At 54.1% G+C, this 21,379-nt stretch carries 20 protein-coding genes; 5 read left to right on the top strand and 15 right to left on the bottom strand.

What is annotated here, in order from left to right:
* Positions 1–171 precede the first annotated feature (171 nt).
* Positions 172–852, top strand: coding sequence for a DNA mismatch repair endonuclease MutH (gene mutH / locus H511_RS0115360; RefSeq protein WP_027253099.1), 681 nt, complete (start codon positions 172–174; stop codon positions 850–852).
* Positions 853–863: 11 nt separating this feature from the next.
* Here mutH and H511_RS0115365 read toward each other — a convergent pair whose 3' ends face one another.
* Complete coding sequence (locus tag H511_RS0115365) at positions 864–1,166, bottom strand: DUF6482 family protein (RefSeq protein WP_027253100.1); 303 nt, start codon at positions 1,164–1,166, stop codon at positions 864–866.
* A gap of 164 nt (positions 1,167–1,330) precedes the next feature.
* On the opposite strand from H511_RS0115365, the gene H511_RS0115370 reads away from it, so the two are divergent.
* Positions 1,331–2,365 (top strand): NADP(H)-dependent aldo-keto reductase, encoded by a 1,035-nt coding sequence (locus H511_RS0115370; protein ID WP_027253101.1) that lies wholly within the window; start codon positions 1,331–1,333, stop codon positions 2,363–2,365.
* Positions 2,366–2,459: 94 nt separating this feature from the next.
* Here the strand turns inward: H511_RS0115370 and H511_RS0115375 are convergent, their stop codons facing one another.
* Positions 2,460–2,705 (bottom strand): hypothetical protein, encoded by a 246-nt coding sequence (locus H511_RS0115375; RefSeq protein WP_027253102.1) that lies wholly within the window; start codon positions 2,703–2,705, stop codon positions 2,460–2,462.
* A 434-nt stretch (positions 2,706–3,139) separates the two neighbouring features.
* Entirely contained in the window at positions 3,140–4,021 is an 882-nt protein-coding gene (locus tag H511_RS0115380) for a LysR family transcriptional regulator (protein ID WP_027253103.1), read from the bottom strand.
* A 107-nt stretch (positions 4,022–4,128) separates the two neighbouring features.
* Here H511_RS0115380 and H511_RS0115385 point away from each other — a divergent pair, with 107 nt between their 5' ends.
* On the top strand, positions 4,129–4,554 hold the full coding sequence (locus tag H511_RS0115385; protein WP_027253104.1) for a PACE efflux transporter: 426 nt from the start codon (positions 4,129–4,131) through the stop codon (positions 4,552–4,554).
* 5 nt (positions 4,555–4,559) lie between these two features.
* Here H511_RS0115385 and H511_RS0115390 read toward each other — a convergent pair whose 3' ends face one another.
* The 7 genes from H511_RS0115390 to xerD all read right to left on the bottom strand — a co-directional run bounded on the left by H511_RS0115390 (position 4,560) and on the right by xerD (position 13,210).
* Positions 4,560–5,888: a sigma-54-dependent transcriptional regulator gene (locus H511_RS0115390; RefSeq protein WP_027253105.1), complete on the bottom strand. Its 1,329-nt coding sequence runs from the start codon at positions 5,886–5,888 to the stop codon at positions 4,560–4,562.
* A gap of 195 nt (positions 5,889–6,083) precedes the next feature.
* Positions 6,084–6,491, bottom strand: a complete 408-nt coding sequence (locus tag H511_RS0115395) for a lipoprotein (protein ID WP_027253106.1) — start codon at positions 6,489–6,491, stop codon at positions 6,084–6,086.
* Positions 6,492–6,707: 216 nt separating this feature from the next.
* Positions 6,708–8,210 (bottom strand): lysine--tRNA ligase, encoded by a 1,503-nt coding sequence (gene lysS, locus H511_RS0115400; protein ID WP_027253107.1) that lies wholly within the window; start codon positions 8,208–8,210, stop codon positions 6,708–6,710.
* Between the two features lie 31 nt (positions 8,211–8,241).
* Positions 8,242–9,340 (bottom strand): peptide chain release factor 2 gene (prfB, locus tag H511_RS0115405; protein ID WP_155804900.1). Its coding sequence is split into 2 segments (ribosomal slippage): positions 8,242–9,264 and positions 9,266–9,340, totalling 1,098 coding nucleotides; the frame shifts between segments, so codons are not numbered across the junction.
* Positions 9,341–9,515: 175 nt separating this feature from the next.
* Positions 9,516–11,243 (bottom strand): single-stranded-DNA-specific exonuclease RecJ, encoded by a 1,728-nt coding sequence (gene recJ, locus H511_RS0115410; RefSeq protein WP_036759731.1) that lies wholly within the window; start codon positions 11,241–11,243, stop codon positions 9,516–9,518.
* Between the two features lie 190 nt (positions 11,244–11,433).
* Complete coding sequence (dsbC, locus tag H511_RS0115415) at positions 11,434–12,156, bottom strand: bifunctional protein-disulfide isomerase/oxidoreductase DsbC (RefSeq protein ID WP_027253110.1); 723 nt, start codon at positions 12,154–12,156, stop codon at positions 11,434–11,436.
* A gap of 199 nt (positions 12,157–12,355) precedes the next feature.
* Complete coding sequence (gene xerD / locus H511_RS0115420; protein WP_051288270.1) at positions 12,356–13,210, bottom strand: site-specific tyrosine recombinase XerD; 855 nt, start codon at positions 13,208–13,210, stop codon at positions 12,356–12,358.
* A gap of 211 nt (positions 13,211–13,421) precedes the next feature.
* Here xerD and fldB point away from each other — a divergent pair, with 211 nt between their 5' ends.
* On the top strand, positions 13,422–13,940 hold the full coding sequence (gene fldB / locus H511_RS0115425; RefSeq protein ID WP_027253112.1) for a flavodoxin FldB: 519 nt from the start codon (positions 13,422–13,424) through the stop codon (positions 13,938–13,940).
* 47 nt (positions 13,941–13,987) lie between these two features.
* Here fldB and H511_RS0115430 read toward each other — a convergent pair whose 3' ends face one another.
* The 4 genes from H511_RS0115430 to H511_RS0115445 form a co-directional block, all read right to left on the bottom strand.
* Positions 13,988–14,989, bottom strand: coding sequence for an isopenicillin N synthase family dioxygenase (locus H511_RS0115430; RefSeq protein ID WP_027253113.1), 1,002 nt, complete (start codon positions 14,987–14,989; stop codon positions 13,988–13,990).
* Between the two features lie 99 nt (positions 14,990–15,088).
* The gene (locus tag H511_RS0115435; protein ID WP_027253114.1) at positions 15,089–15,868 is read right to left on the bottom strand and encodes an ABC transporter permease; all 780 of its coding nucleotides are present in this window, start codon (positions 15,866–15,868) and stop codon (positions 15,089–15,091) included.
* A 9-nt stretch (positions 15,869–15,877) separates the two neighbouring features.
* The gene (locus H511_RS23595) at positions 15,878–16,705 is read right to left on the bottom strand and encodes an ABC transporter ATP-binding protein (protein ID WP_051288242.1); all 828 of its coding nucleotides are present in this window, start codon (positions 16,703–16,705) and stop codon (positions 15,878–15,880) included.
* Positions 16,706–16,707: 2 nt separating this feature from the next.
* Positions 16,708–17,733, bottom strand: coding sequence for an ABC transporter substrate-binding protein (locus H511_RS0115445; protein WP_027253115.1), 1,026 nt, complete (start codon positions 17,731–17,733; stop codon positions 16,708–16,710).
* 590 nt (positions 17,734–18,323) lie between these two features.
* Between H511_RS0115445 and H511_RS0115455 the strand changes: the two genes are divergently transcribed.
* On the top strand, positions 18,324–19,676 hold the full coding sequence (locus H511_RS0115455; protein WP_027253117.1) for an amidohydrolase family protein: 1,353 nt from the start codon (positions 18,324–18,326) through the stop codon (positions 19,674–19,676).
* A gap of 85 nt (positions 19,677–19,761) precedes the next feature.
* Here H511_RS0115455 and brnQ read toward each other — a convergent pair whose 3' ends face one another.
* Positions 19,762–21,072, bottom strand: a complete 1,311-nt coding sequence (gene brnQ, locus H511_RS0115460) for a branched-chain amino acid transport system II carrier protein (RefSeq protein WP_027253118.1) — start codon at positions 21,070–21,072, stop codon at positions 19,762–19,764.
* Between the last annotated feature and the right edge of the window lie 307 nt (positions 21,073–21,379).

A 21,379-nucleotide genomic window follows, 5' to 3' on the forward strand; every position in this document is an offset into this window, starting at 1 on the left:
GTGGATTCGTCCAGCTCACACAGTATTCACATTGTTCAAAAAATTACCTGTGGATATCTTCATCCCAGGATCCAACACAAACCGCCAGATCAAGCGGACAGTCATTCACCTGCACAAAGCGCCAAATGTGTTAAAATACATGGCCAAGTTTTCGAGAAGTAATTCATCCCAATGACGATCTCCAGACAACCCGCTCCTACCTCAGAATCTGAACTCTTCAACCGGGCACAGGCACTGGCCGGCCTGACGCTGGGCGAGCTGGCTGAGCAGGCAGGACAAATCACCCCACCGGATTTACGCCGGGATAAAGGCTGGGTGGGCCAGTTGCTGGAATGGCATCTGGGGGCAACGGCAGGCAGCCAGCCCGTTCCTGATTTCGCCAATTTGGGCATTGAACTCAAAACCATCCCCATCAGTCATCAGGGAAAACCACTGGAAACCACCTTTGTTTGTGTTGCCCCTCTGATTGGCTTGCAGGGTGTAAACTGGGAAAACAGCCATATCCGGCACAAGCTCGCCCGGGTCCTGTGGATCCCCGTTGAAGGGGAGCGTGAAATTCCGCTTGCTGAACGCCATGTCGGCTCCCCTTTGTTGTGGAGCCCGTCTGCCGACGAAGAAGCCCGGTTACGCCAGGACTGGGAAGAGCTGATGGAACTGATAGTACTGGGAAAAGTGGAGCAGATTACGGCACGCCACGGCGAAGTCCTGCAGTTAAGGCCCAAAGCCGCCAACAGCAGAGCGCAGACCGATGCTTACGGCGCAGACGGCCATCCGATCAAAACCTTGCCCCGGGGCTTTTATCTCAAAACCCAGTTCACCGCCGAGCTGCTCAAACGCCACTTTATGCTCTGACAACCCGACGATCAGACATTAATGATCATGTCATCCTGACAACACTCAGGTTTACCATCCAGTGAGAATTCATCATGAGGATCTATCGTCCTTAAAGTGATCGACTTGATCCCAAGCGGCCGCAGAAAATCCCGCACCTGCTCCATGGTCTGAAAATGCAGCATGTTGTCATCTTCATCCTTTAATGGTTCAAGGTGATGTTTATACTCAACTTCCATCAGATAGTCTGCACGACCTGCATAGCTGGTCAGTACGCATTTAGGGGCCTCTTCGCCGGGCGACTTAACCCAGTGCTTGAATTGGGACAGTTTCATGATCACACCTTTTCAAGGGAACTGTATTAACTATGTGCGAACATTCGCCTGTCGGCAAGGTTTGACTGTGCGGCCTATGAGATAACTGCTTCATTTTACTGCGGCTTCTCAGTAACCCTTTCCTAGGTTATAGTCAGAGAGAATTTGCGGTCCAAGGAGGGCAAATGAAATACCATAAGATCCCCCATTCAAACCTTGAAGTGAGCCAGATTGGCCTGGGCACCATGACCTTTGGTGAGCAAAATACTGAAGCCGAGGCACACAGCCAGCTCGATTTTGCTCTGGAGCGCGGTATCAATCTGATTGATACTGCTGAGATGTACCCGGTACCGCCGAAAGCTGAAACACAAGGACTGACCGAAGCCTATATCGGCAGTTGGCTGAAAAAATCAGGTAAACGCGACCAAGTGATTCTGGCGACCAAAGTCGCCGGTCCCCGTAATGTCCCCCATATCCGTGACAACATGGCACTCGACTGGCGGAATATTCACGAAGCGGTTGAAAACAGTCTGGAAAGATTGCAAACCGACTATATCGATCTGTATCAGTTGCACTGGCCTCAGCGAGAAACCAACTGCTTTGGCAAGCTCAACTACCCGTATCCCGATACCAACACAGGTGTCACCCTGACCGACTCGCTTGAGGCGCTGGCCGAACTGGTGCGGGCAGGCAAAATTCGCTACATCGGCTTGTCTAACGAGACCCCATGGGGGGTGATGTCTTTCCTGCGCCTGGCAGAGAAACATGATCTGCCGCGGGTGGTGACTATTCAGAATCCCTATAACCTGCTCAACCGCAGCTTTGAAGTGGGCCTGGCTGAAATCAGCCATTACGAAGGGGTCAAATTACTGGCTTACTCTCCGATGGCCTTCGGTACCCTGAGCGGCAAATACCTCAATGGTAAAAAACCCGACGGTGCCCGCTGTTCGCTGTTTGACCGCTTTGTCCGTTATTTCACGCCGCAAGGTGTGGCCGCCACGGAAGCCTATGTCAAAGTGGCAAGAAAACACGGTCTGGATCCGGCGCAAATGGCCCTGGCCTTTGTTAATCAGCAGCCTTTTAATGCCTCAACCCTGATTGGTGCAACCAGCCTGTCTCAGCTTGAAGCCAACATCGACAGCCTGTCGGTAGAACTCAGTGCTGACGTGCTGGCAGACTTAGAACAAGTCGGTATCACCTACTCGAACCCTTGCCCTTAATACTATTTTATTTTTCCAGGCTGAAAAAAAGCCCCCACCTTAGTGGGGGCTGTCGGTATTCTTCAGACCTTACTCCGCAGAGTAAGGCCTGAGATTACGTCAGACTTCGCCATCGAAACGCTCGCCTCAGATGACGTGTCTTACGGCTGGCTCGCTGGCCGACTAAGGCAGAATCCACTCGCAGGTCTTTGTCGATACCCATATCTTTGAGAATATGTGGCGATAAATGCGGCAGATGAACCTGCATCCGTCGGTGCTTGCGACGCCATGCTTCTTCTTCACGGTGTAAATCAAGACGGATAAGTAAAACAGCAAAACGTAAATAGACTGATTGGCGCATGAGTGTGCTCTCCAGGTTGATAAAATGGAGGGACGCAAATACGACCGTTTTCAGGCTGACAACATACTAGCCGCGACAGACGTATCCGCGGCCCATTTACAGAGTGTATTACTGTAAAAAGTATCTAAGATCGATGATCTTAGTGCTGATGGGAAGTGTGATCCTTAACACCAGCAGGACGCAGACATTTAGTATTGAATGTGCTCATTATGTGTTCCTCCTGGTTATAAGATAGAAAGATGTGATATGAGTGTTATTCTTGCCTGATAGTGCATCAAAAACAAGCAGTTATTTTGCATCAGACGATAAAAAGGGAAATACTCCACCGAATGCACAAGGCAATAGCTCAAGCCAGACAGATCCCTGTCTTTAGTCTGAAATACCAGCGTATTCCTCTTTCGCCGTACAGATGCCATTCAGTTTTCCGGTTTCGGTCAGGACAGCTTCATGGTTTTCATCATCGTCAGCAGCGCTCTGCCCGCCGGGCCCAAAGCATGCTGGCTGCTCCATGCCAGATCGATCGGTTGCTTCCACGCCTGTGCCTCAAACGCAGGCTCCAGTCTGGCAACATATCCGGCCTGCACTCTGTCTCTGACCATGTCGGCGGGCAATACAGTCCAGCCGATCCCCCGCTGAACCAGTTCCAGCGCAGACAGAATATGCTCGGTTCGCCAGATAGCATCGGAAACCCGCCATTCTTCGCTGTCCTGGCCATAGCGGCCAGTCAGTAGTACCTGCCGGTATTGTCTGAGATCCGGCCAGTCCACTGTTTTCAGTGCCGCCAGCGGATGATTGCTGGCCGCGACACACCAGACATCAACCTGTCCCAGGCCATGGACCGCAATATCCGGATGCAGGAAAGACAACTGCACCATCAGCGCCAGCTGTGCCCGGCCTTCATTGAGCAGTTTCACCACATCCCCCATACCCACAGTCAGAATTTCCACCTCAACGAACGGAAAGCCGGATTCAAACTGCTGCAAGGTATCGGCCAGTGCCGGGATCATCGCCATGGATTCCACCACCAGGGTCAACTTGGGTTCCACCCCCTGCTGAAAACTGTCAGCAGCCACTTGCAGCTCCCCGCACTGTGCCAGCACCCGTCTGGCTTTGATCAGTAAGGCTTCACCATTAGGCGTCAGCACCGGCCATTTACCGCTGCGATCAAACAGTGCCAGATCGAAATCCGTTTCCAGATTAGCGATGGCGGTGCTGATAACCGACTGCGCTTTACCCAGCTTACGGGCTGCGGCCGAAAACGATCCCGTTTCTGCCGCAGTGACAAATGCCCTGAGCTGTTCAAGAGAGAAGTCCATCTTAACCCCTTTAACCCATCTGTTATTACGATGGTAACTAACTTTTATCTATCTGTATTTAACTTAGTATATCTCCCGGTTACGTTTTCCACTAAGAGGTTAAGAGTATGCGTACACATTGGGACAGGGTTCGCCACGCCGTCGGCTTTGAACTGATCGCGCTGGTGCTCATCACCCTGGTACTGAGTCAGGGATTTGGCTTCGACATGGCCAAAATTGGCCTGTTGGGCATAGTGTTCTCAGTTATTGCCACCGTCTGGAACTATGTCTATAACCTGTGGTTTGATAAAGCCATGCTGAAGTACGCCGGCAGCGTGCACAAAAGCACCAAGCACCGAATTGTGCATGCGCTGGGCTTTGAGCTCTGTCTGTTGTGGCTGACGCTGCCCATTATGGCCTGGTGGCTGGAGATCGGTTTATGGCAGGCGCTGGTGATGGATATTGGCCTGGTGATCTTCTATCTGATTTACGCTTACGTCTATAACCTGACCTACGACAAAGTGTTTCCATTGCCGGCAACACAGACGGCCTGACATGGTTAAGAATTCTGGCTCAGATCCCGCGGTGGCGGGATCAAGTCATGTTTGTTAAGCAGCCGGTACATAGTGGCGCGGGATACGCCAAGCTCACGGGCCGCCGCTGAAATCTGCCCCCGGTTATTCTCCAGCACACTTAACAAGGCGCTGCGTTCCGACTCTTCCCGGATTTTTTTCAGGCTCTGTTTATCATCGGCCTGCCTTGGCAGTTCGAGATGATCGGCCTCAATATTCTTCTGCTCGGTCAGCAGCACTGCCCGTTTTATGCGCCCAATCAGTTCCTGTACATTGCCCGGCCAGCTGTAAGTGGCTATGGCCTGTCTGGCATTGTCAGAAAATGCTTTCACCCCACAGTTATACTGGCGGGCATACTTGAGTAACAAGGCATCGGCCAGCATCAGTAAGTCGTCTCCGCGCTCACGCAGCGGTGGTACCGTCAGGCTCAGTACATTCAGCCGGTAGAAAAGCGCTTTGCTCAGCCGCCCTTCACTGACTAAAGTGTCAAGCGGATAATGTGTGGCAGCGATCAGCCTGGGCTCTGCACAGACCTCAGCACCATTTTCCTTGGTAAATCGCCCGTCCTGCAGCCACTGAACCAGCTCTTGCTGGCGATTGTGCGGTAATGAAGTGACTTCATTGAGAAACAGCACACCGTCTCTGGTCGCCTCAAAGCAGCACTCAGACTCAGCACCGTTCACTGTCCAGTTATGACCGATACTTGAGCAATTTATGGTAACAAAACGCCCTTTGGCGCGGGTCGAAGCCTGAAAAATGGCCTCAGCCACCATTTCCTTGCCTGTGCCTATCTCCCCCTGGATCAATACCGGCATGTCCGCCGCTGCCAGCCGTTTGACATGCTGCAGCAGCTTTTTCATGACAGCGGTATTGCCCTGCAGTCCCTGCTGGCCGAAATGACCGAGCTTTGGCCAGACTTTTCGTTCCAGTGTCAGCATACCGCGCTGATGGCCTAAGGTTTTCAGCAACTGGGATTCAGGAATCGGCGAGGTAAAATAATCGATACAAAAACTGACGATAAACTGGCAGACAGATTCAATGCTGAGCTGTTCGTCTCTGACCAGTGCCAGCCATCGTACCTGCTTATGGCGGTTTACCAGACTGGCAATCGCCTGCAGACTAAAATCATCATGGCTCAGATCAACGACACCCAGGCAAGGACCGATCTCGAATAATAAGGTTTCGGCTGCCCGCAGATCGTGACAATGATGACAAATCCATCCGGCCTGCTTCAACGCATTCAGCCAGGGGATAGTGTGTCCCCCGAGCAACACCAGTTCACCGTGCCAGATATCCTTGCGCGCATCCATTCCCATTCGCCCACCCATTTCACCGATAGCAGAGCCATTCAGAGCCAGACTGCTGCAGTGGTTCTGATCATAAAAATGCAAAACAGTATTCAACAAGTATAAGAGACAGGATCGCCAGATAACAAAAATATCACCTGTAATAAGCCAAACAGGTGATATTTTCAGAAGGGCTTCAAGAGGATAAGGTTTAAAAACCGGAGATCAGGATTTCTTTGCCATACAGGCTTCATGCGTCACAGGCTCGCTGACAAAGCCGCCAGCACCTGTGTACCAAAAACGCACTCCCAGCCCCATGGCAATGGCATCACCAAAATTCTCACAGGCGACGTCCACCAGGGCAGGCTTCACTTTGGACGCATCCAGCTGCCAGTTCCACTGTGTGCTGCGTAACTGGCGAATAATAGTCAACAGTGAACGCTCACTGTCAAAGTGGTACTGACGCACTTCGCCCCGATCTCCCTCAGGAGGTAAATCATTAAACTTAGTGAATTCTTGTTTCCATTCTTCCGGTAACGAACCGACAAAGTCGGTCGGCGGTTGAGTCAGTGCCATTGCTGCACAACCACTGAGCACCAAAGCGCCAAAAGCAGGAATGATCGTTTTTTTCATTTATCAGCCTAACGTTGTTCACATCACCACAAAGCCTGAATTATGACACTTTACTCATAAATTCATCCATACCGGATAACAAAAAATGTTACCAGATCGCTGAAATAGCATTTACCTTTCAGTCCGCTGCGCGACTTCGCGCGCCGGTGTCGCTTTGCGGGCATAAAAAAGCCACTTCTGCGGAAGTGGCTTAGAGAGATGCTGTGTCTCAGCGCATCAGTTTTGCGGCCGCATGGCCGGAAACAGAATCACGTCACGAATGGTATGGCTGTTGGTAAACAGCATCACCAGACGGTCGATACCAATCCCCTGACCCGCCGTCGGTGGCAGACCGTGTTCCAGCGCTGTAATGTAATCAGCGTCGTAGAACATGGCTTCATCATCACCGGCATCTTTGGCATCCACCTGGGCTTTGAAGCGCTGGTCCTGATCTTCTGCATCGTTGAGCTCCGAGAAGCCGTTGGCCACTTCACGGCCACCAATGAAGAACTCAAAACGGTCGGTAATGAACGGATTGTCATCATTACGGCGCGCCAGCGGTGAAATATCAGCAGGATATTCAGTGATGAAGGTTGGCTGCAGCAGTTTAGGCTCGGCCGTTTCACCAAAGATTTCTTCCAGCAACTGACCGCAGGTCCAGAAAGGTTCAACCTGGATGTGCAGCGATTTCGCGATACCCACCATCAGATCACGATCCTGCACCTGCTCATAGGTCAGGGTCTGAATGGTGTCATGATTCGGGTTGTATTGTTTAATGGCGTCCAGCATGCTCAGACGCGGATACGGACCTTTGAATTCAATCACTTCATCGCCATAAGGCAGGGCGGTAGTACCGCACAGGTCCTGCGCAATAGAGCTCAGCATGTCTTCGGTCAGATCCATCAGATCACGGTAATCCGCATACGCCATATAGAATTCCATCATAGTGAATTCTGGGTTATGGCGCGGCGACAGACCTTCGTTACGGAAGTTACGGTTGATTTCGAATACACGCTCAAAACCACCGACCACCAGACGCTTGAGGTACAGCTCAGGGGCAACACGCAGGTACATATCAATGTCGAGCGCGTTGTGATGGGTGATAAACGGACGCGCAGTCGCACCGCCAGGAATCACGTGCATCATAGGGGTTTCCACTTCCATGAACCCTTTCGTGGTCATGAACTGGCGAATTGCATTCACCACTTTGGATCGCATCAGCATAGTATTGCGTGAATCTTCGTTAACGATCAGATCCACATAACGCTGGCGGTAACGCTGTTCCTGATCCGTCAGACCATGGAATTTTTCAGGCAAAGGACGCAGCGCTTTCGTCAGCAACTGGTATTCGTCAAAGTTGACGTACAGATCGCCCTTGCCGGACTTATGCAAAGCCCCTTTCACACCTATGATGTCGCCAATGTCGAGACCTGAATATTTTTCCTTCAGCTCTTTCTGTACATCTTTGGACGCATAAGCCTGAATACGGCCGGAGACATCCTGGATCGCCAGGAATGGGCCACGCTTGGCCATGATACGACCGGCAATCGCCACAATGTTGTTGGCTTCTTCCAGCTCTTCTTTGGTTTTATCACCAAAGGTGGCCTGCAGATCAGCAGCCAGACTATCGCGGCGGAAATCGTTCGGGTGGCCGTTTGCTTTGCAATCCTGACGAATGTGTTCCAGTTTCGCGCGGCGCTCTGCAATCAGTTTGTTTTCGTCTTGTACTTGTTCAGTCATGGTTAACCTTAACAACAGTTCGGGGCCGGTATTAAAGACCGGATTTCAGACTAGCTTCGATGAAGCGGTCCAGGTCTCCGTCCAGCACCGCCTGGGTATTGCGGTTCTCGACACCGGTACGCAGATCTTTGATTCGGGAATCATCCAGCACGTAAGAGCGGATTTGACTACCCCAGCCAATATCAGACTTCGCATCTTCATTCGCCTGTTTCTCAGCGTTCTGCTTCTGCATTTCCAGTTCAAACAGCTTAGCTTTCAGCTGTTTCATCGCCTGATCTTTGTTCTTATGCTGAGAACGGTCATTCTGACACTGCACCACAGTGTTGGTTGGTACGTGGGTAATACGTACCGCAGATTCCGTGGTGTTAACGTGCTGACCACCCGCGCCTGAGGCACGGTATACATCAATCCGCAAATCAGACGGATTAATATCTACAGCAATATTGTCATCCACTTCCGGATACACGAAAGCCGAGGCAAAAGACGTATGACGACGGCCGCCTGAATCGAACGGCGACTTGCGCACCAGACGGTGAACACCGGTTTCAGTGCGCAGCCAGCCGTAAGCGTACTCACCGCTGATCTTCACCGTGGCGGATTTCAGCCCGGCCACATCACCTTCAGAGACTTCAATCACTTCTGTTTTGAAGCCCTTGGCCTCAGCCCAGCGCAGGTACATGCGCAGCATCATGGACGTCCAGTCCTGGGCTTCTGTGCCACCGGAACCGGCCTGCAGGTCGACATAGCAATCTGCGCTATCGTGATCGCCGGCAAACATACGACGGAACTCCAGCTGTTCCAGCTTGTTGACCAGCTCGTCCAGTTCAGGACCGATCTCGTCAAAGGTTTCCTGATCGCTTTCTTCGATCGCCAGCTCAAGCAGACCTTCGACGTCTTCGACGCCCTGATCCAGCTGGTCGATGGTTTCCACCACAGCTTCCAGCGCTGCACGCTCTTTACCTAATGCCTGAGCACGCTCTGGCTCATTCCAGACATCAGGTTGCTCTAATTCTGCGTTGACTTCTTCAAGACGCTCTTTTTTAGCATCGTAGTCAAAGGTACCCCCTAAGGATGTCGGTCCGTGCAGACACATCCTCAAGACGGTTTTTAATAGGATTAACTTCGAACATTGCCACTCTTCTTAGCCTTTTCGCCGAAACGGACATAACCGGAGGATTCTAGCGAATTGCGGCAGGAATAAACAGAGGATCACAAAACTTATCCAAAATATCGCTCGCAATATTGACAGCATGGATTTTCGGACAAAAGAAAAACGGTGAAGCAGGCGCTTCACCGATACACAGATTATACCGCCTCGAGGTACTCAACCATCAGCTGAACGCTACGATTACCCCGAAACTCATTGATATCGAGACGATACACCAGGTTGACCTGTTGTACCGAGGCATCCGGCCAGCGCCGGACATCAATATTGAATGCAATGGCATCTATCATGCTGCCGCCACCGACAGGCTCCAGCATCATTTTCAGGTGCTTGCTGCCGACCAGACGCTGCTGCAGCAAGCGGAAGCGGCCATCAAAGCTCGGTTCCGGGAACTGCTGCCCCCAGGGACCGGCCCCGCGTATCAGCTCGGCCGTGTCCATCGTCATCTCCTGCGCTGCAAGCTCACCGTCGGTCAGCAAGATACCGCGCAGGGCAGACTCGTCCAGCTCATCCCGCACCGCCTGATCGAAGGCTTTGCTGAATGCCGCAAACTGATCGGCGGCGAGCGTCAATCCCGCAGCCATGGCGTGACCGCCAAATTTGAGGATCATCCCCGGGTTGCGGGTATCGATCCGATCCAGCACATCACGCATATGCAGGCCGGGTATCGATCGGCAGGACCCTTTGATTTCGCCCTCGCCCGCCGCGGCAAAGGCAATCACAGGGCGGTGGTACAACTCTTTGATCCGCGACGCCAGAATGCCGATCACCCCCTGGTGCCAGTCCGCCTGATAGAGCGCCAGCCCGTAAGGCATGTCTTTCTGGCTGAATTTTAAACGCTCGCAAATCGCCAGCGCCTCTTCTTTCATGCCCTGTTCAATTTCTTTGCGTGTCTGATTGAGGCCGTCCAGCTCGACCGCCATTCGCCGCGCCGACTGAATGTCCTCGCACAACAGCAGCTCAACGCCAAAAGACATATCATCCAGACGGCCGGCAGCATTGATGCGCGGGCCCAGCGCGAAACCCAGATCGCTGGCCACCAGCCGGGACGGGTCACGGTTGGCTACTTCGATCAGCGCCTGAATCCCCGGCCGGCATTGCCCGGCGCGAATGCGCTGCAGGCCCTGATGCACCAGAATCCGGTTATTACCATCCAGTGCGACCACGTCAGCCACTGTGCCCAGGGCCACCAAATCTAATAACCCGGCTAAGTTGGGTTCCGGGATCCCCTGCTCGGTAAACCAGTTCTGCTGACGCAGCGCCGCCCGCAGTGCCAGCATCAGATAAAAAGCCACCCCCACCCCGCACAGGGCTTTGGACGGAAAGTCACAGCTGTGCAGATTCGGATTGACGATAGCATCGGCGGCTGGCAGGACATCCCCCGGCAAGTGGTGATCGGTCACCAGCACCCGGATGCCTTTTTCTTTCGCCGCGGCAACCCCGGCCACCGACGAGACGCCGTTATCCACCGTCATGATGATTTCCGCACCACGGGCAGCAGCCTGTTCAGCTACTTCCGGGCTCAGGCCATAGCCATCATCAAAACGGTTCGGCACCAGATAATCGACATTGCGGCAACCTAACTGGCGCAGCGCCAGAACCGAGAGCGCTGAGCTGGTGGCGCCATCGGCATCGAAGTCGCCCACCACAATAATGCGCTTGTGTTCTCGCAATGCATCAATCAGCAAATTGACGGCAGCATCAATACCATTAAGTTTGTCATAACTGTGCAGCCCCTTGGCGCCCCGCTCCAGATCTGTGTCAGAGCGCAGCCCCCGGCTGGCATAAATACGCTTCAGCAGAGGGTGGATCTCAGAGGAAAAACCTGAGGTATCCGCTTCAGGACGACGCTTGATTTCGATTTTCATTAGACTACTTAATGGCGATTGGCAGATGGGGAAAATGAGAAGGTGTTATATCAAAAAACCGCAGCGGCGGGTACCCGAACAGGCCAATCCAGCACCGGGCTCACACGCCACATCACTCAAACGGCTCAGCCGGATGCTGAAAACGCAACAGCCCGCAGGACTGCGGGCTGTTGGTCAGCAGAGGCAATAATTAACTGCGGCTGTTGAGAAATTGCAGCAGCCGGCTAGCCGGTTGATAGCCAGGCAGCATAGTCCCGTCTTCCAGTACCAGCGCAGGCGTACCTGTCACGCCCATGGCCACACCCAGCTGATAATGCTTCATCACCAGCGAGTCATTATGCGGACTTTGCTCAATATTCAGCTTGCCTTTCTTGGCGTCATCCATGGCCTGCGCCCGGTTTTTCGATGCCCAGATAGCACTCATCTCGCCGAAATTCTGCGAGCGCTCGCCACCGCGCGGGAAAGCCAGATAACGGATAGTGATACCGGCATCGTTGTAGGCCTGCATTTCACTGTGCAGTTTACGGCAGTAGCCACAGCTGGTATCGGTAAAGACAGTCACCACGTATTTTTCCTCTTTGGCCGGATAGACGATCATTTCGCCTTCCATGCCTTTGAGCTTGTCTTTGTTGATCGAGGCCATTTTCTGTTCAGTCAGATTGACAGGCTCACCGTCCACTGACTGATACAGGTGACCGGCAACAAAATACTGACCGTCATCAGACATATAAATAATACCGCGCTCGGTCACCACCTCGTTCATACCCTTGAGCGGTGATGGCGTCACTGACGCTGCAGTCAGGCCCAGCGGATTCAACGTGGCTTCAATGGCACGGGCATCAGGTTCTGCACTGGCAGAAAAAGCCGTGAGCGCAGCCAGTGCCACAAGCAGGGGACGGCGGGAAAATGGCATGAAAACATCCTTAACAAATCGTTGGCAATTCAGGGTTAGTCCCTGTGAATACTATACAGACCCTTTGAGTATGGCCATCTTTCAAAGTTCAATCTCAAAAGGCAAGTGATTTCATAATCCGGTGGCTCTGCAGGGTTATGATTGGGATCTCTGCCCCAGTAAACACGGGTCTGAGTGTCACAAAAGATCACTGCTGGTTTCAGGCTCGCGGATGGTGCTCCTGATGCAGCTGCTTCAGACGCTCGGTTGCCACATGAGTATAGATCTGTGTGGTAGATAAATCACTGTGACCTAACAGCATTTGCACGACCCTGAGGTCCGCGCCGTAATTGAGCAGGTGGGTGGCAAACGCATGGCGCATGACGTGCGGCGACAAGGTATCGGCATCAATCCCGGCCAGCACCGCATAGTGCTTAATGCGATGCCAGAAGGTCTGACGCGTCATCTGACGGGCACGCTTGCTGGGAAACAGAACATCTGAACTGACCTCGCCCAACAGGTACGGGCGTCCCTGAACCAGAAAGGTTTCAATCCATTCCATCGCCTCTTCCCCCATAGGCACCAGGCGTTCTTTGTCCCCTTTACCCGTGACCCGGACCACGCCCTGGCGCAGACTGACGTTATCCATCCGCAGGCTCACCAGCTCAGTGACCCGCAGGCCCGTTGCATACAGCAGCTCGAGCATGGCTTTATCGCGCAGCTCGAGCGGATCATTAACATCCGGTGCGCCCAACAGGGCACTGACCTGCTCTTCGCTAATGTCCTTCGGTAACCGCTGCGGCAATCTGGGGCTGTGCAAAATGGCACTGGGATCGTCTTCCCTGAGCTTTTCCCGGTGAAAATACTGAAACAGCCGCCGCAGCGCCGAGGTCATCCTGGCCCGGGAACTCTGCTTGAAGTCTTGCTCAAACAACCATTGCTGGTAATCCTGCAGATCGCCGGAGTGCAGTGACAACAGCGACTGACGGCGAGACTCCAGCCATTGCTGCAGTTTCATTAAATCATTACGGTATGAAGACAGGGTGTTGGCCGACAGCCCCCGCTCCATCCACATCGCATCTAAAAAGCGCTCGATCAGGGCAATATCGTTATTGGTTTCCACGTCGCGCCACTCCCAAAAACATCTGGATATAAACACAGTATATTGCAGCATAGTACTGAATTTCTCCTGCAATGTAACTAGGTGCGCTCGCTTGAGGGATGCACCCGGACGCCTGACAGGGTAAAATCAGCGCAAATTAGTTGCCACCCCAGGAAATATCAGTATGAAAATCGGCCTGTTTTACGGCTCGACCACCTGCTATACCGAAATGGCCGCGGAGAAAATCCGCGATTGCATCGGCGGCGAGCTGGTTGAGCTGCACAACATCAAAGAAGCTTCGCTCAGCGAGATGAACCAGTATGACCTGCTGATCCTGGGCATCTCGACCTGGGACTTTGGTGAACTGCAGGAAGACTGGGAAGCGGTCTGGAATCAACTGGATGGCCTGACACTGACAGGAAAAACCGTCGCCCTGTTCGGCTTGGGCGATCAGGAAGGCTACACAGAATGGTACCTGGACGCCATGGGCATGCTGCACGATCAGCTGCTGCCGACCGGTGCCCAGTTCGTTGGCTACTGGCCAAATCAAGGCTACAACTTTGAAGCCTCAAAAGCCCTGACCGAAGACAAGAGCCTGTTTGTCGGGCTGGCACTGGATGAAGACAGCCAGTACGAGCTCAGTGATGAGCGCATCCAGCAATGGTGCGAGCAGGTACTGACCGAATACGGCGATTCACTCTAGTCCGATCTCTGCCGCCCGCAATAATACGGGCGGCAGTGTTGTCTGGCTTACTCTGCTGTTTTTGCCGAAAAATTCGCGTTAATCCTCAGCTTAAGGTAGTCAGCGGCCGTAATGGGCGGATACTTACCGAGCGGCCCCTGAATCACCACATCCTTGTTGGCCTGGCAGAAGAAAGCCAGGCTGTAGCGGGAGTGCTGATTCTCTTGCGGATAAGGCATTCTGACCCGGTGCAGGGTCGACTTGAGCTGATCATCACTCCAGCGCATCAGCATGTCACCGATGTTGCAGGTGATAATATCCGCCTGCGGCACCACATTGCACCAGAGGGGCTGATGCCGGGCATCTTTGCCGGCTGCGACTTGCAACCCGCCCTGACTGGCCTGCTGAAAGACCATCGTCAGGCAGTCGAAATCCGTGTGGGCGCCGGCACGCCAGTGGTTGTCACCTTGCGGTAATACCGCCATCGGCAAGTAATGCAGCAGCCGCAATGTACTCTGATAATGCTCAGAGTCAGGCTGATGCACCCGTTCAAAGAAATCCCGCTCAAACCCTAACTTATCCGCAAAGCAGGACAGGATATCCATCCCCAGCCGCCAGGTCTGGCGTTCAAAATCGAGCATAATGGACTGAAAATCGGCCACGTCATCCGGTTCAGGCCATAGGCCCGCCATGTGCGGTAAGGTGATCTGGTACGACTCTTTCTGATCGGCCGTCCCTGTTGACGGCCGCACCTGAGCTTTGAATTCCCAGCCGGCATTGAGGCCGTCTTTCAGCGGGTAAGCCTGCTTTTTTTCGGTGCTGAGCGCGAAAAACTGCTCACTGATCGCAAAAGCGCGCTGAATGTCGCGCAGCGCTATCCCATGATTTTTGATCTGGAAAAAACCGACCTCACTGGCCGCCAGCCACAGGGCCTCAGTGATGACTTGACGTCTGTTATCAAAATCGCTGAGATCAATGACAGGAATACTGGCGTGATCTGATTCCAGCCCACGCTGGCCCAGAGTCGATTCCAGATTAAGCTCATCCAGCACATAAACTGATTGTTTCATCTTGTTCTCCAATAGTCGGCTTTCGCCCGTTATTGGAGCAATGCCTGACAGGTGCGGGTGCCCTGTCCGCCGCTTCTACTCCGTGAATAAAGTTCAGGATCACACTCCTTTTTCAGCGGGTAAGCTCCAGGCAAACCAGTATTTCTGCACCCAGTGAACGGCTTTGAACAGCACCATGCTGACCAGTGACAGGAACACCAGAGCCGCGAAGGCCTGCGGGATCTTAAAGTAAGAGGTGGAGAACTGGACAAAGTACCCCAGCCCTTTTTCCGCGGCGACAAACTCGGCGATCACTGCCCCTATCACCGCCAGAGTAATGGCAACCTTGATACCGCTGAACAAATGCGGAATGGCATAGGGCAGGCGGATCTGCCAGATGGTTTTGCGGGTCGGAACATTGAGCGATTTCGACAGTTCCACCAGCTCAGGCGGAGTAGCCAGCATCCCGGTGGTCGCTGACACCACCAGCGGAAAGAAAGTGATCAGACAGGTAATTGCCAGTCGCGGCGCATCCCCGGTGCCTAGAATCACGATCAGTAACGGCGCAATGGCCACCACAGGTGTCGATTGGATCACCACCAATAAGGGAAACAGTGCTTTGGTCAGAAAGGGCGACCGCACCATCACAATTGCCAGCGGGATGCTGATCAGCAGCGAGATGGCAAAGCCCAGCAGCGCAACCCTGAGCGTGGCATAAAGGTTATCCAGCCAGCGATCCAGCGGCACCTCAAGAAATGCGGTCACTATGGCCGAAGGGGCCGGCAATATGAATGAGGGGATCGCAAACACGCGGCACACTCCCTCCCACACAGGCAAAACAGCCAGCATCGCCAGTACAGGCAGGCTGTCTTTCAGCCACTCAGATACGGCTCGTTTCATCATCTCTCCTCAGGCCACAGGCCGGATACGGGGGGCAGGTTCGGGCGCGACATCTTTGTCTGTCTCCGGTAACTCAGCCGGACGGTAAAAGTGTTCGCGGATCTTGCCGGTATAGAGACCAAAAAGCGGGTGCTTGATGGAATCCAGAGTCCGGGGCCGGGGCAATTCGATGGGGATTTCTTCCAGCACTGTGCTCGGTCTCGGCCCCATCACCAGCACCTTGTCTGCCAGCAGCACCGCCTCGGAAATCGAGTGGGTGATGAACAGCACAGTTTTCGGCTTTTCCGCCCATAACCTCAGCAGCTCAAAGCCCATTTCTTCCCGGGTCAGGGCATCCAGTGCCGAGAAAGGTTCGTCCATGATCAGGATATCGGGATCGAGCAGCAATGCCCTGGCGATGCCTACCCGCTGCTGCATGCCGCCCGACAACTGATCCGGCCGGCTGTCGGCAAAATCGGCCAGGCCGACTTTCCTGAGCAGGCTGCGGGCAAATTTTCTGTCTTTATTCGAGACCCCACCGTACTTGTGGTAAATCGGAAACAGGGTGTTATCCAGCACATTTTTCCACGGCAGCAAGGTGGGCTTCTGGAAGACGATGCCGATGTCTTCTCTGGGCTCACGCACTGCCCGGCCGAAAACCTCCACCTGGCCCTCGGTCGGGCTCAGCAAACCGGACAGCAAACGCAGCAAGGTCGACTTGCCGCACCCCGACGGCCCGACTATCGCCACAAATTCGTGGCGGTTAATATCAAAGCTGACGTTATCCAGCACCTGGGTAGATTGCCGTCCTGAGCGATAAACATGGCTGATCTGACGGAATGAAACAAAGGGGTTCATGCTTATTCCTCCGGCAAAAAATCACGGCTGATGGCGGACTCAGGATCAAAGCCGGCTTGCTCCAGCTGCTGCGCCTGAGCCGTCCACTGCCAGGTGGATGCCAGACGTGCGGGGGTGAAATGGCCAATACCGTCCCGGGCGCTGATCTCGTTGTAAACCAGTCCCTTGATGGATTTGATGGTATCTGCCGCCTGTTGCGGATCGACATCCGGCACGCTGGCATGCACATCCTCTGCACTCTGCTCGGGGTGTGACCAGGTATAGGCCACCGATTTGGCATAGGCGGCGACAAAGCGTTTGGCGACCTCAGGACGCGCTTTGAGAAAGCGATCGCTGGCAATCACGGCGGTAGAATAAAACTCCAGGCCGGCGTCATGCCAGGGTAAAACCGTGAGCTGTTTACCCACTTGCGCCGCCTGGGCCTGATTTTTCACGGTATCAGTGATCCAGGAGATCATCACTTCGGCCTTGCCGGTGATCAGCATAGGGTTGAGCGCGCCCGGATCCGCTTTCAGTACAGTCACACTGTCTTCGGCAATCCCGTTTTTACGCAGCAACAAGGGCAGAAACACATTGGCCGAGGTAAAAGGTGAAGTCGCAATCGTGGTATTGGCCACATCCCGGACCGACTTGACCTTGCTGTCGCTCAGGACATAAAAGGCATAAGGGGCTTTGCTGAATACCGAATAAATCGCTTTCACCGGCACGTCATCGTTGGCTTTGGCGACCAGCAGGGACACCAGATCAGACAGGCCGACATCGGCGGCACCTGTGGCCAGCTTGGTGATGGCGTCGGTCGAGCCTTTCCCCTGACGGATGGCGACATCCAGTCCGGCTTCGGCAAAAAAGCCCTGCTCGACTCCGACATACACCGGCGCTTTATCGCCCCCGGGCAGCCAGTCGAGCTGAAAGGTCACCTTATCCATGGCCTGATCCTTAGCCTGACCCATTGCATAGCCGGCCTGGGCCGATACCAGCATAACGGCAGCCAGACTCAAACGGCTTACTGTGTGTGAAGTGGTTTTCATTGCTTTCTCCGTGTCATCCATTGCACCTGGGAAAAGTAGCGATGACACAGAGTGTGGAGCCGCCCTGTGCATCGCACTCATTGAGCAATGTCCCGGGATCTTTCCCTAACCGCTTCTACTCAACACTGAACCTTGCTGCTGTCAGCCGGTGCTGACAATCAACCAGCAGGGTTAACGCAAACACCATGCCAGCCTGTATACAAACCAAGGCAATAATGCAGACACCGTTGTATTTACAAAGAGTTAACGCTGATGACACCAGCCAGCCCCCTGCCAGCAGCGCACAGCTCTCCTCCTGGCCCGCGCACTGCACTGGTGCAGATCCCGCATTCAATGCGTTGTTGCTGTGCATAAAACGCCCAGCTCTGCTCTGCCGCCCGCCATCAGGGCGAGGCGGTCACGCACCCGGCAGACTGGCGCAGGAATTGCTTTACGATACTGACAGCGCACAGGCTGACGGCAACTAAACTAACCTCTGTCAATCAGCCACTAACCAAACAGCAACTAACCAAGCAACAACTCACGAAATAAAGAGTAGAAGCGGTCAGGGAGGTTACCCGGGACATTGCTCAAACGAGGAAAGTGAACCGATGAACTATCTGATAAAAGGGGCTTCCGCCATTTTCTGCCATGATGCGGCGGCCAGCGATATTCGTATCCAGCAGGGCTACATCATTGAAATCGGCCGCCAACTAGCCCAGTTACCGGGAGAGACCTGCATCCAGGCCCGCGACTGTGTGATTTATCCCGGGCTGGTCAACACCCATCACCACATCGCGCAGTCGATCCTCAAAGGGATCCCGGCCGGGCTGAATCAGCCGCTTGGCGAATGGCTGGCCAGTGTGCCATACCGATTCTGGCCGCATATCACGCCGGATATCATGTACGCCGCCGCCTGTCTGGGCTTCAGTGAACTGCTGCGTTCCGGCACCACGACCTGCGCCGATCACCATTATCTCTACCATGCAACGACCAGCCCGGAGCTGGAAGCCGCGGTATGGCAAGCCGCAGACGATGTCGGCATCCGGCTGGTACTCTGCCGGGGAGGCGCAACCCGCCAGGGCAGCCACAAGGGCATGCGCAGCAACCCGGTCGAACCGGAATCCATCGCCCAGTGCCTCGCCCGGTTAGATCTGTCCCGCTCGCGCTATCACCAGTCCGGCGGGGATGCGATGCGCAAGCTGGTCGTCGCGCCGACCAGCCTGGTGCACTCTTCCTCACCGGCCGATTTACGGCTGCTGGCAGAGTTTGCCCGCAGTCATGGCCTGAAAATGCACTCGCACTTGCTGGAAGTCAGCTTTGATGAGATTCAGGCACAGCAGACATACCAGATGAGTGCGGTGGACTATGCCGAAAGCTGCCACTGGCTGGGCGAGGATGTCTGGTTTGCCCACCTGGTACAGGCAAATGAGCGAGATATCGCGACACTGGCCGGCAGCAGGACAGGGATTGCCCACTGCCCGACCTCCAATTGCCGTCTCGGCAGCGGCATTGCCCCTGTTATCCGCATGGCGCAGGCCGGGATGCCAGTCAGCATAGGGGTAGACGGTTCAGCGTCTTCAGAGTCCGGTTCGATGATCCAGGAGCTCAACCTGACCTGGTTACTGCACAGAGCCCAGCAGGGTGCGGAAGCAACGAGCCTGGAAACCGTGCTGAAATGGGGCACGGAAGACGGCGCCAGACTGCTCGGGCTGGATAAGGTCGGCAAACTGGCGGTCGGCTACGCGGCGGATCTGGTGATCTACGATCTGCGGGCGCCACGGTTTTCCGGCTGTCACAGCCCGCTGCTGGCACCGATACTGTGCGGCGAGCCTGTTGATATCAGGTATACCTTTGTGCATGGGCGGCCCGTAGTGAAAAACGGTGCTCCTCAGCTAGACCCGCACCGGCTGGCCAGCCAGGCCAGAAAAGCCATCAAAGCGCTGCTCAGTCGCAGTGCCTGATCCGCCGCATGAGGTTGTGGGCTGCAAAAACAAACGCCCCGGTAACAACCGGGGCGTTAAGGTCAGACAAAGTATTATCGGCAGGTTAAGCGGTTTGCGCTTTCGGCTCGCGGATGTCTGCCCGGAAGAAACGGGTCACAACCAGTGCCAGCAAGGTAGGGGTTGTCCAGGCCATACCGTAATCAAACATCGGCAGGAAGCTCAGGAATGACATATCCAGGCCGATCACTTTGGCCGCATCAATCAGGCTGAAGATCAGCGAGACCAGCAGCACCACACGGTAGGCCAGACGCGGATTTGGCAGCCAGCGGCGGACAAAGGTCAGGATCACCAGCGCCACTGCCACAGGGTACAGGGCAAACAGCACAGGCACCGACAGGCTGATCAGCTGGTTCAGGCCGACATTGGCCACCACGCCGCAAATCACCGCCAGGATCACCGCCCATGTCTCATAGGACAGGCGGGTCAGCGAACTGAAATAGTCCGAGCAGGCACTGATCAGGCCGATCGCCGTGGTCAGACAGGCCAGCATCACGATCGCCGACAGTATGTACTGACCGACAGGACCAAACAGCGCCAGGACATAACCCGCCAGAATCGCACCGCCATTAGCCGCACCTTCGGCAACCGCCGCACTGGTGGCACCGAGATAAAACAGGGAAATATACACAAACGCCAGGCCTGCGGCGGCAATCACACCGGCCATCATCAGATATTTGCAGGTAGCTTTGTCATCTTTGATGCCTTTGTTGCGGATCACATCAACAATCAGCATGCCGAACATCAGCGCCGCAAAGGTATCCATGGTGTTGTAACCTTCCAGGAATCCTTTGGTGAACGCCATGTTCACGTAATCACCCTGAGCAGCCTGAATCTCGCTTTGCGGGTTGAGGAATACCGCCACCGCCAGAACAGCCAGCACGGCAAAGAGCGCCGGGGTGAGCAGCTTACCGATGGAATCGATCAGTCTGCCGCGTGACCATGCAAAGAACAGCGCCAGTCCAAAAAAGACAACAGAAAAAATGGTCAGACTGGTTTGTCCCCCATCAGCCATAAAAGGTTTGACTGCCATTTCGTAGGCCACAAGACCGGTACGAGGCGCAGCAAAAGCAGGGCCGATGATAATGAAGATAAGAACGGCCATCAGGGTTGCCAGCTGAGGCGGCAGATCCCGGGTCAGCCCTTTCCAGCCGCCACCGGCAACAGCCACGGCTATGATACCGATCAGCGGCAAGCCGACTGCCGTCGACAGGAAGCCAAACATTGCTGGCAGCAGGTTATCACCTGCACTTAAGCCGGCCTGTGGCGGGAAAATAATGTTTCCGGCACCCAGGAAAAACGCAAAGGTCATGAAACCTATCGCAAAAATATCTGAAACCTTGAGTGTGTTATTCAAACTGCACCTTCCCACTCGTCTATTGTTATGTTGTGTTAGCATTAATGGCTCATTACTGAGATATATCACTACACCCAGTAAAAGAGGCAGCATAATGAAGCAAAAGCATGTCAGTGACAACCTTGCAGCCAAAAACACCACTTTCTTCGGATTACTTACCGAAAAACCACAATAAAACGCCAAATTTAAATTAAAAATCAGAAGCAAAGACTAAAACAAACACTGCTCACAAAACATCCAACACAGAATATAAAACCACCATACAGCCAAACTTTACAGTGTTGGGCCGCAATTCAACCTTTGATAA

Origin of the sequence: Photobacterium halotolerans DSM 18316, assembly GCF_000425165.1 — a bacterium.
Taxonomy (GTDB): domain Bacteria; phylum Pseudomonadota; class Gammaproteobacteria; order Enterobacterales; family Vibrionaceae; genus Photobacterium; species Photobacterium halotolerans.

Bases quoted from the DNA above. Each gene is read 5' to 3' on its own strand.
- mutH (WP_027253099.1), top strand. From the start codon at position 172: ATGACGATCTCCAGACAACCCGCTCCTACCTCAGAATCTGAACTCTTC.
- H511_RS0115365 (WP_027253100.1), bottom strand. From the start codon at position 1,166: ATGAAACTGTCCCAATTCAAGCACTGGGTTAAGTCGCCCGGCGAAGAG.
- H511_RS0115370 (WP_027253101.1), top strand. From the start codon at position 1,331: ATGAAATACCATAAGATCCCCCATTCAAACCTTGAAGTGAGCCAGATT.
- H511_RS0115375 (WP_027253102.1), bottom strand. From the start codon at position 2,705: ATGCGCCAATCAGTCTATTTACGTTTTGCTGTTTTACTTATCCGTCTT.
- H511_RS0115380 (WP_027253103.1), bottom strand. From the start codon at position 4,021: ATGGACTTCTCTCTTGAACAGCTCAGGGCATTTGTCACTGCGGCAGAA.
- H511_RS0115385 (WP_027253104.1), top strand. From the start codon at position 4,129: ATGCGTACACATTGGGACAGGGTTCGCCACGCCGTCGGCTTTGAACTG.
- H511_RS0115390 (WP_027253105.1), bottom strand. From the start codon at position 5,888: ATGGGAATGGATGCGCGCAAGGATATCTGGCACGGTGAACTGGTGTTG.
- H511_RS0115395 (WP_027253106.1), bottom strand. From the start codon at position 6,491: ATGAAAAAAACGATCATTCCTGCTTTTGGCGCTTTGGTGCTCAGTGGT.
- lysS (WP_027253107.1), bottom strand. From the start codon at position 8,210: ATGACTGAACAAGTACAAGACGAAAACAAACTGATTGCAGAGCGCCGC.
- recJ (WP_036759731.1), bottom strand. From the start codon at position 11,243: ATGAAAATCGAAATCAAGCGTCGTCCTGAAGCGGATACCTCAGGTTTT.
- dsbC (WP_027253110.1), bottom strand. From the start codon at position 12,156: ATGCCATTTTCCCGCCGTCCCCTGCTTGTGGCACTGGCTGCGCTCACG.
- xerD (WP_051288270.1), bottom strand. From the start codon at position 13,210: ATGTGGATGGAGCGGGGGCTGTCGGCCAACACCCTGTCTTCATACCGT.
- fldB (WP_027253112.1), top strand. From the start codon at position 13,422: ATGAAAATCGGCCTGTTTTACGGCTCGACCACCTGCTATACCGAAATG.
- H511_RS0115430 (WP_027253113.1), bottom strand. From the start codon at position 14,989: ATGAAACAATCAGTTTATGTGCTGGATGAGCTTAATCTGGAATCGACT.
- H511_RS0115435 (WP_027253114.1), bottom strand. From the start codon at position 15,868: ATGAAACGAGCCGTATCTGAGTGGCTGAAAGACAGCCTGCCTGTACTG.
- H511_RS23595 (WP_051288242.1), bottom strand. From the start codon at position 16,705: ATGAACCCCTTTGTTTCATTCCGTCAGATCAGCCATGTTTATCGCTCA.
- H511_RS0115445 (WP_027253115.1), bottom strand. From the start codon at position 17,733: ATGAAAACCACTTCACACACAGTAAGCCGTTTGAGTCTGGCTGCCGTT.
- H511_RS0115455 (WP_027253117.1), top strand. From the start codon at position 18,324: ATGAACTATCTGATAAAAGGGGCTTCCGCCATTTTCTGCCATGATGCG.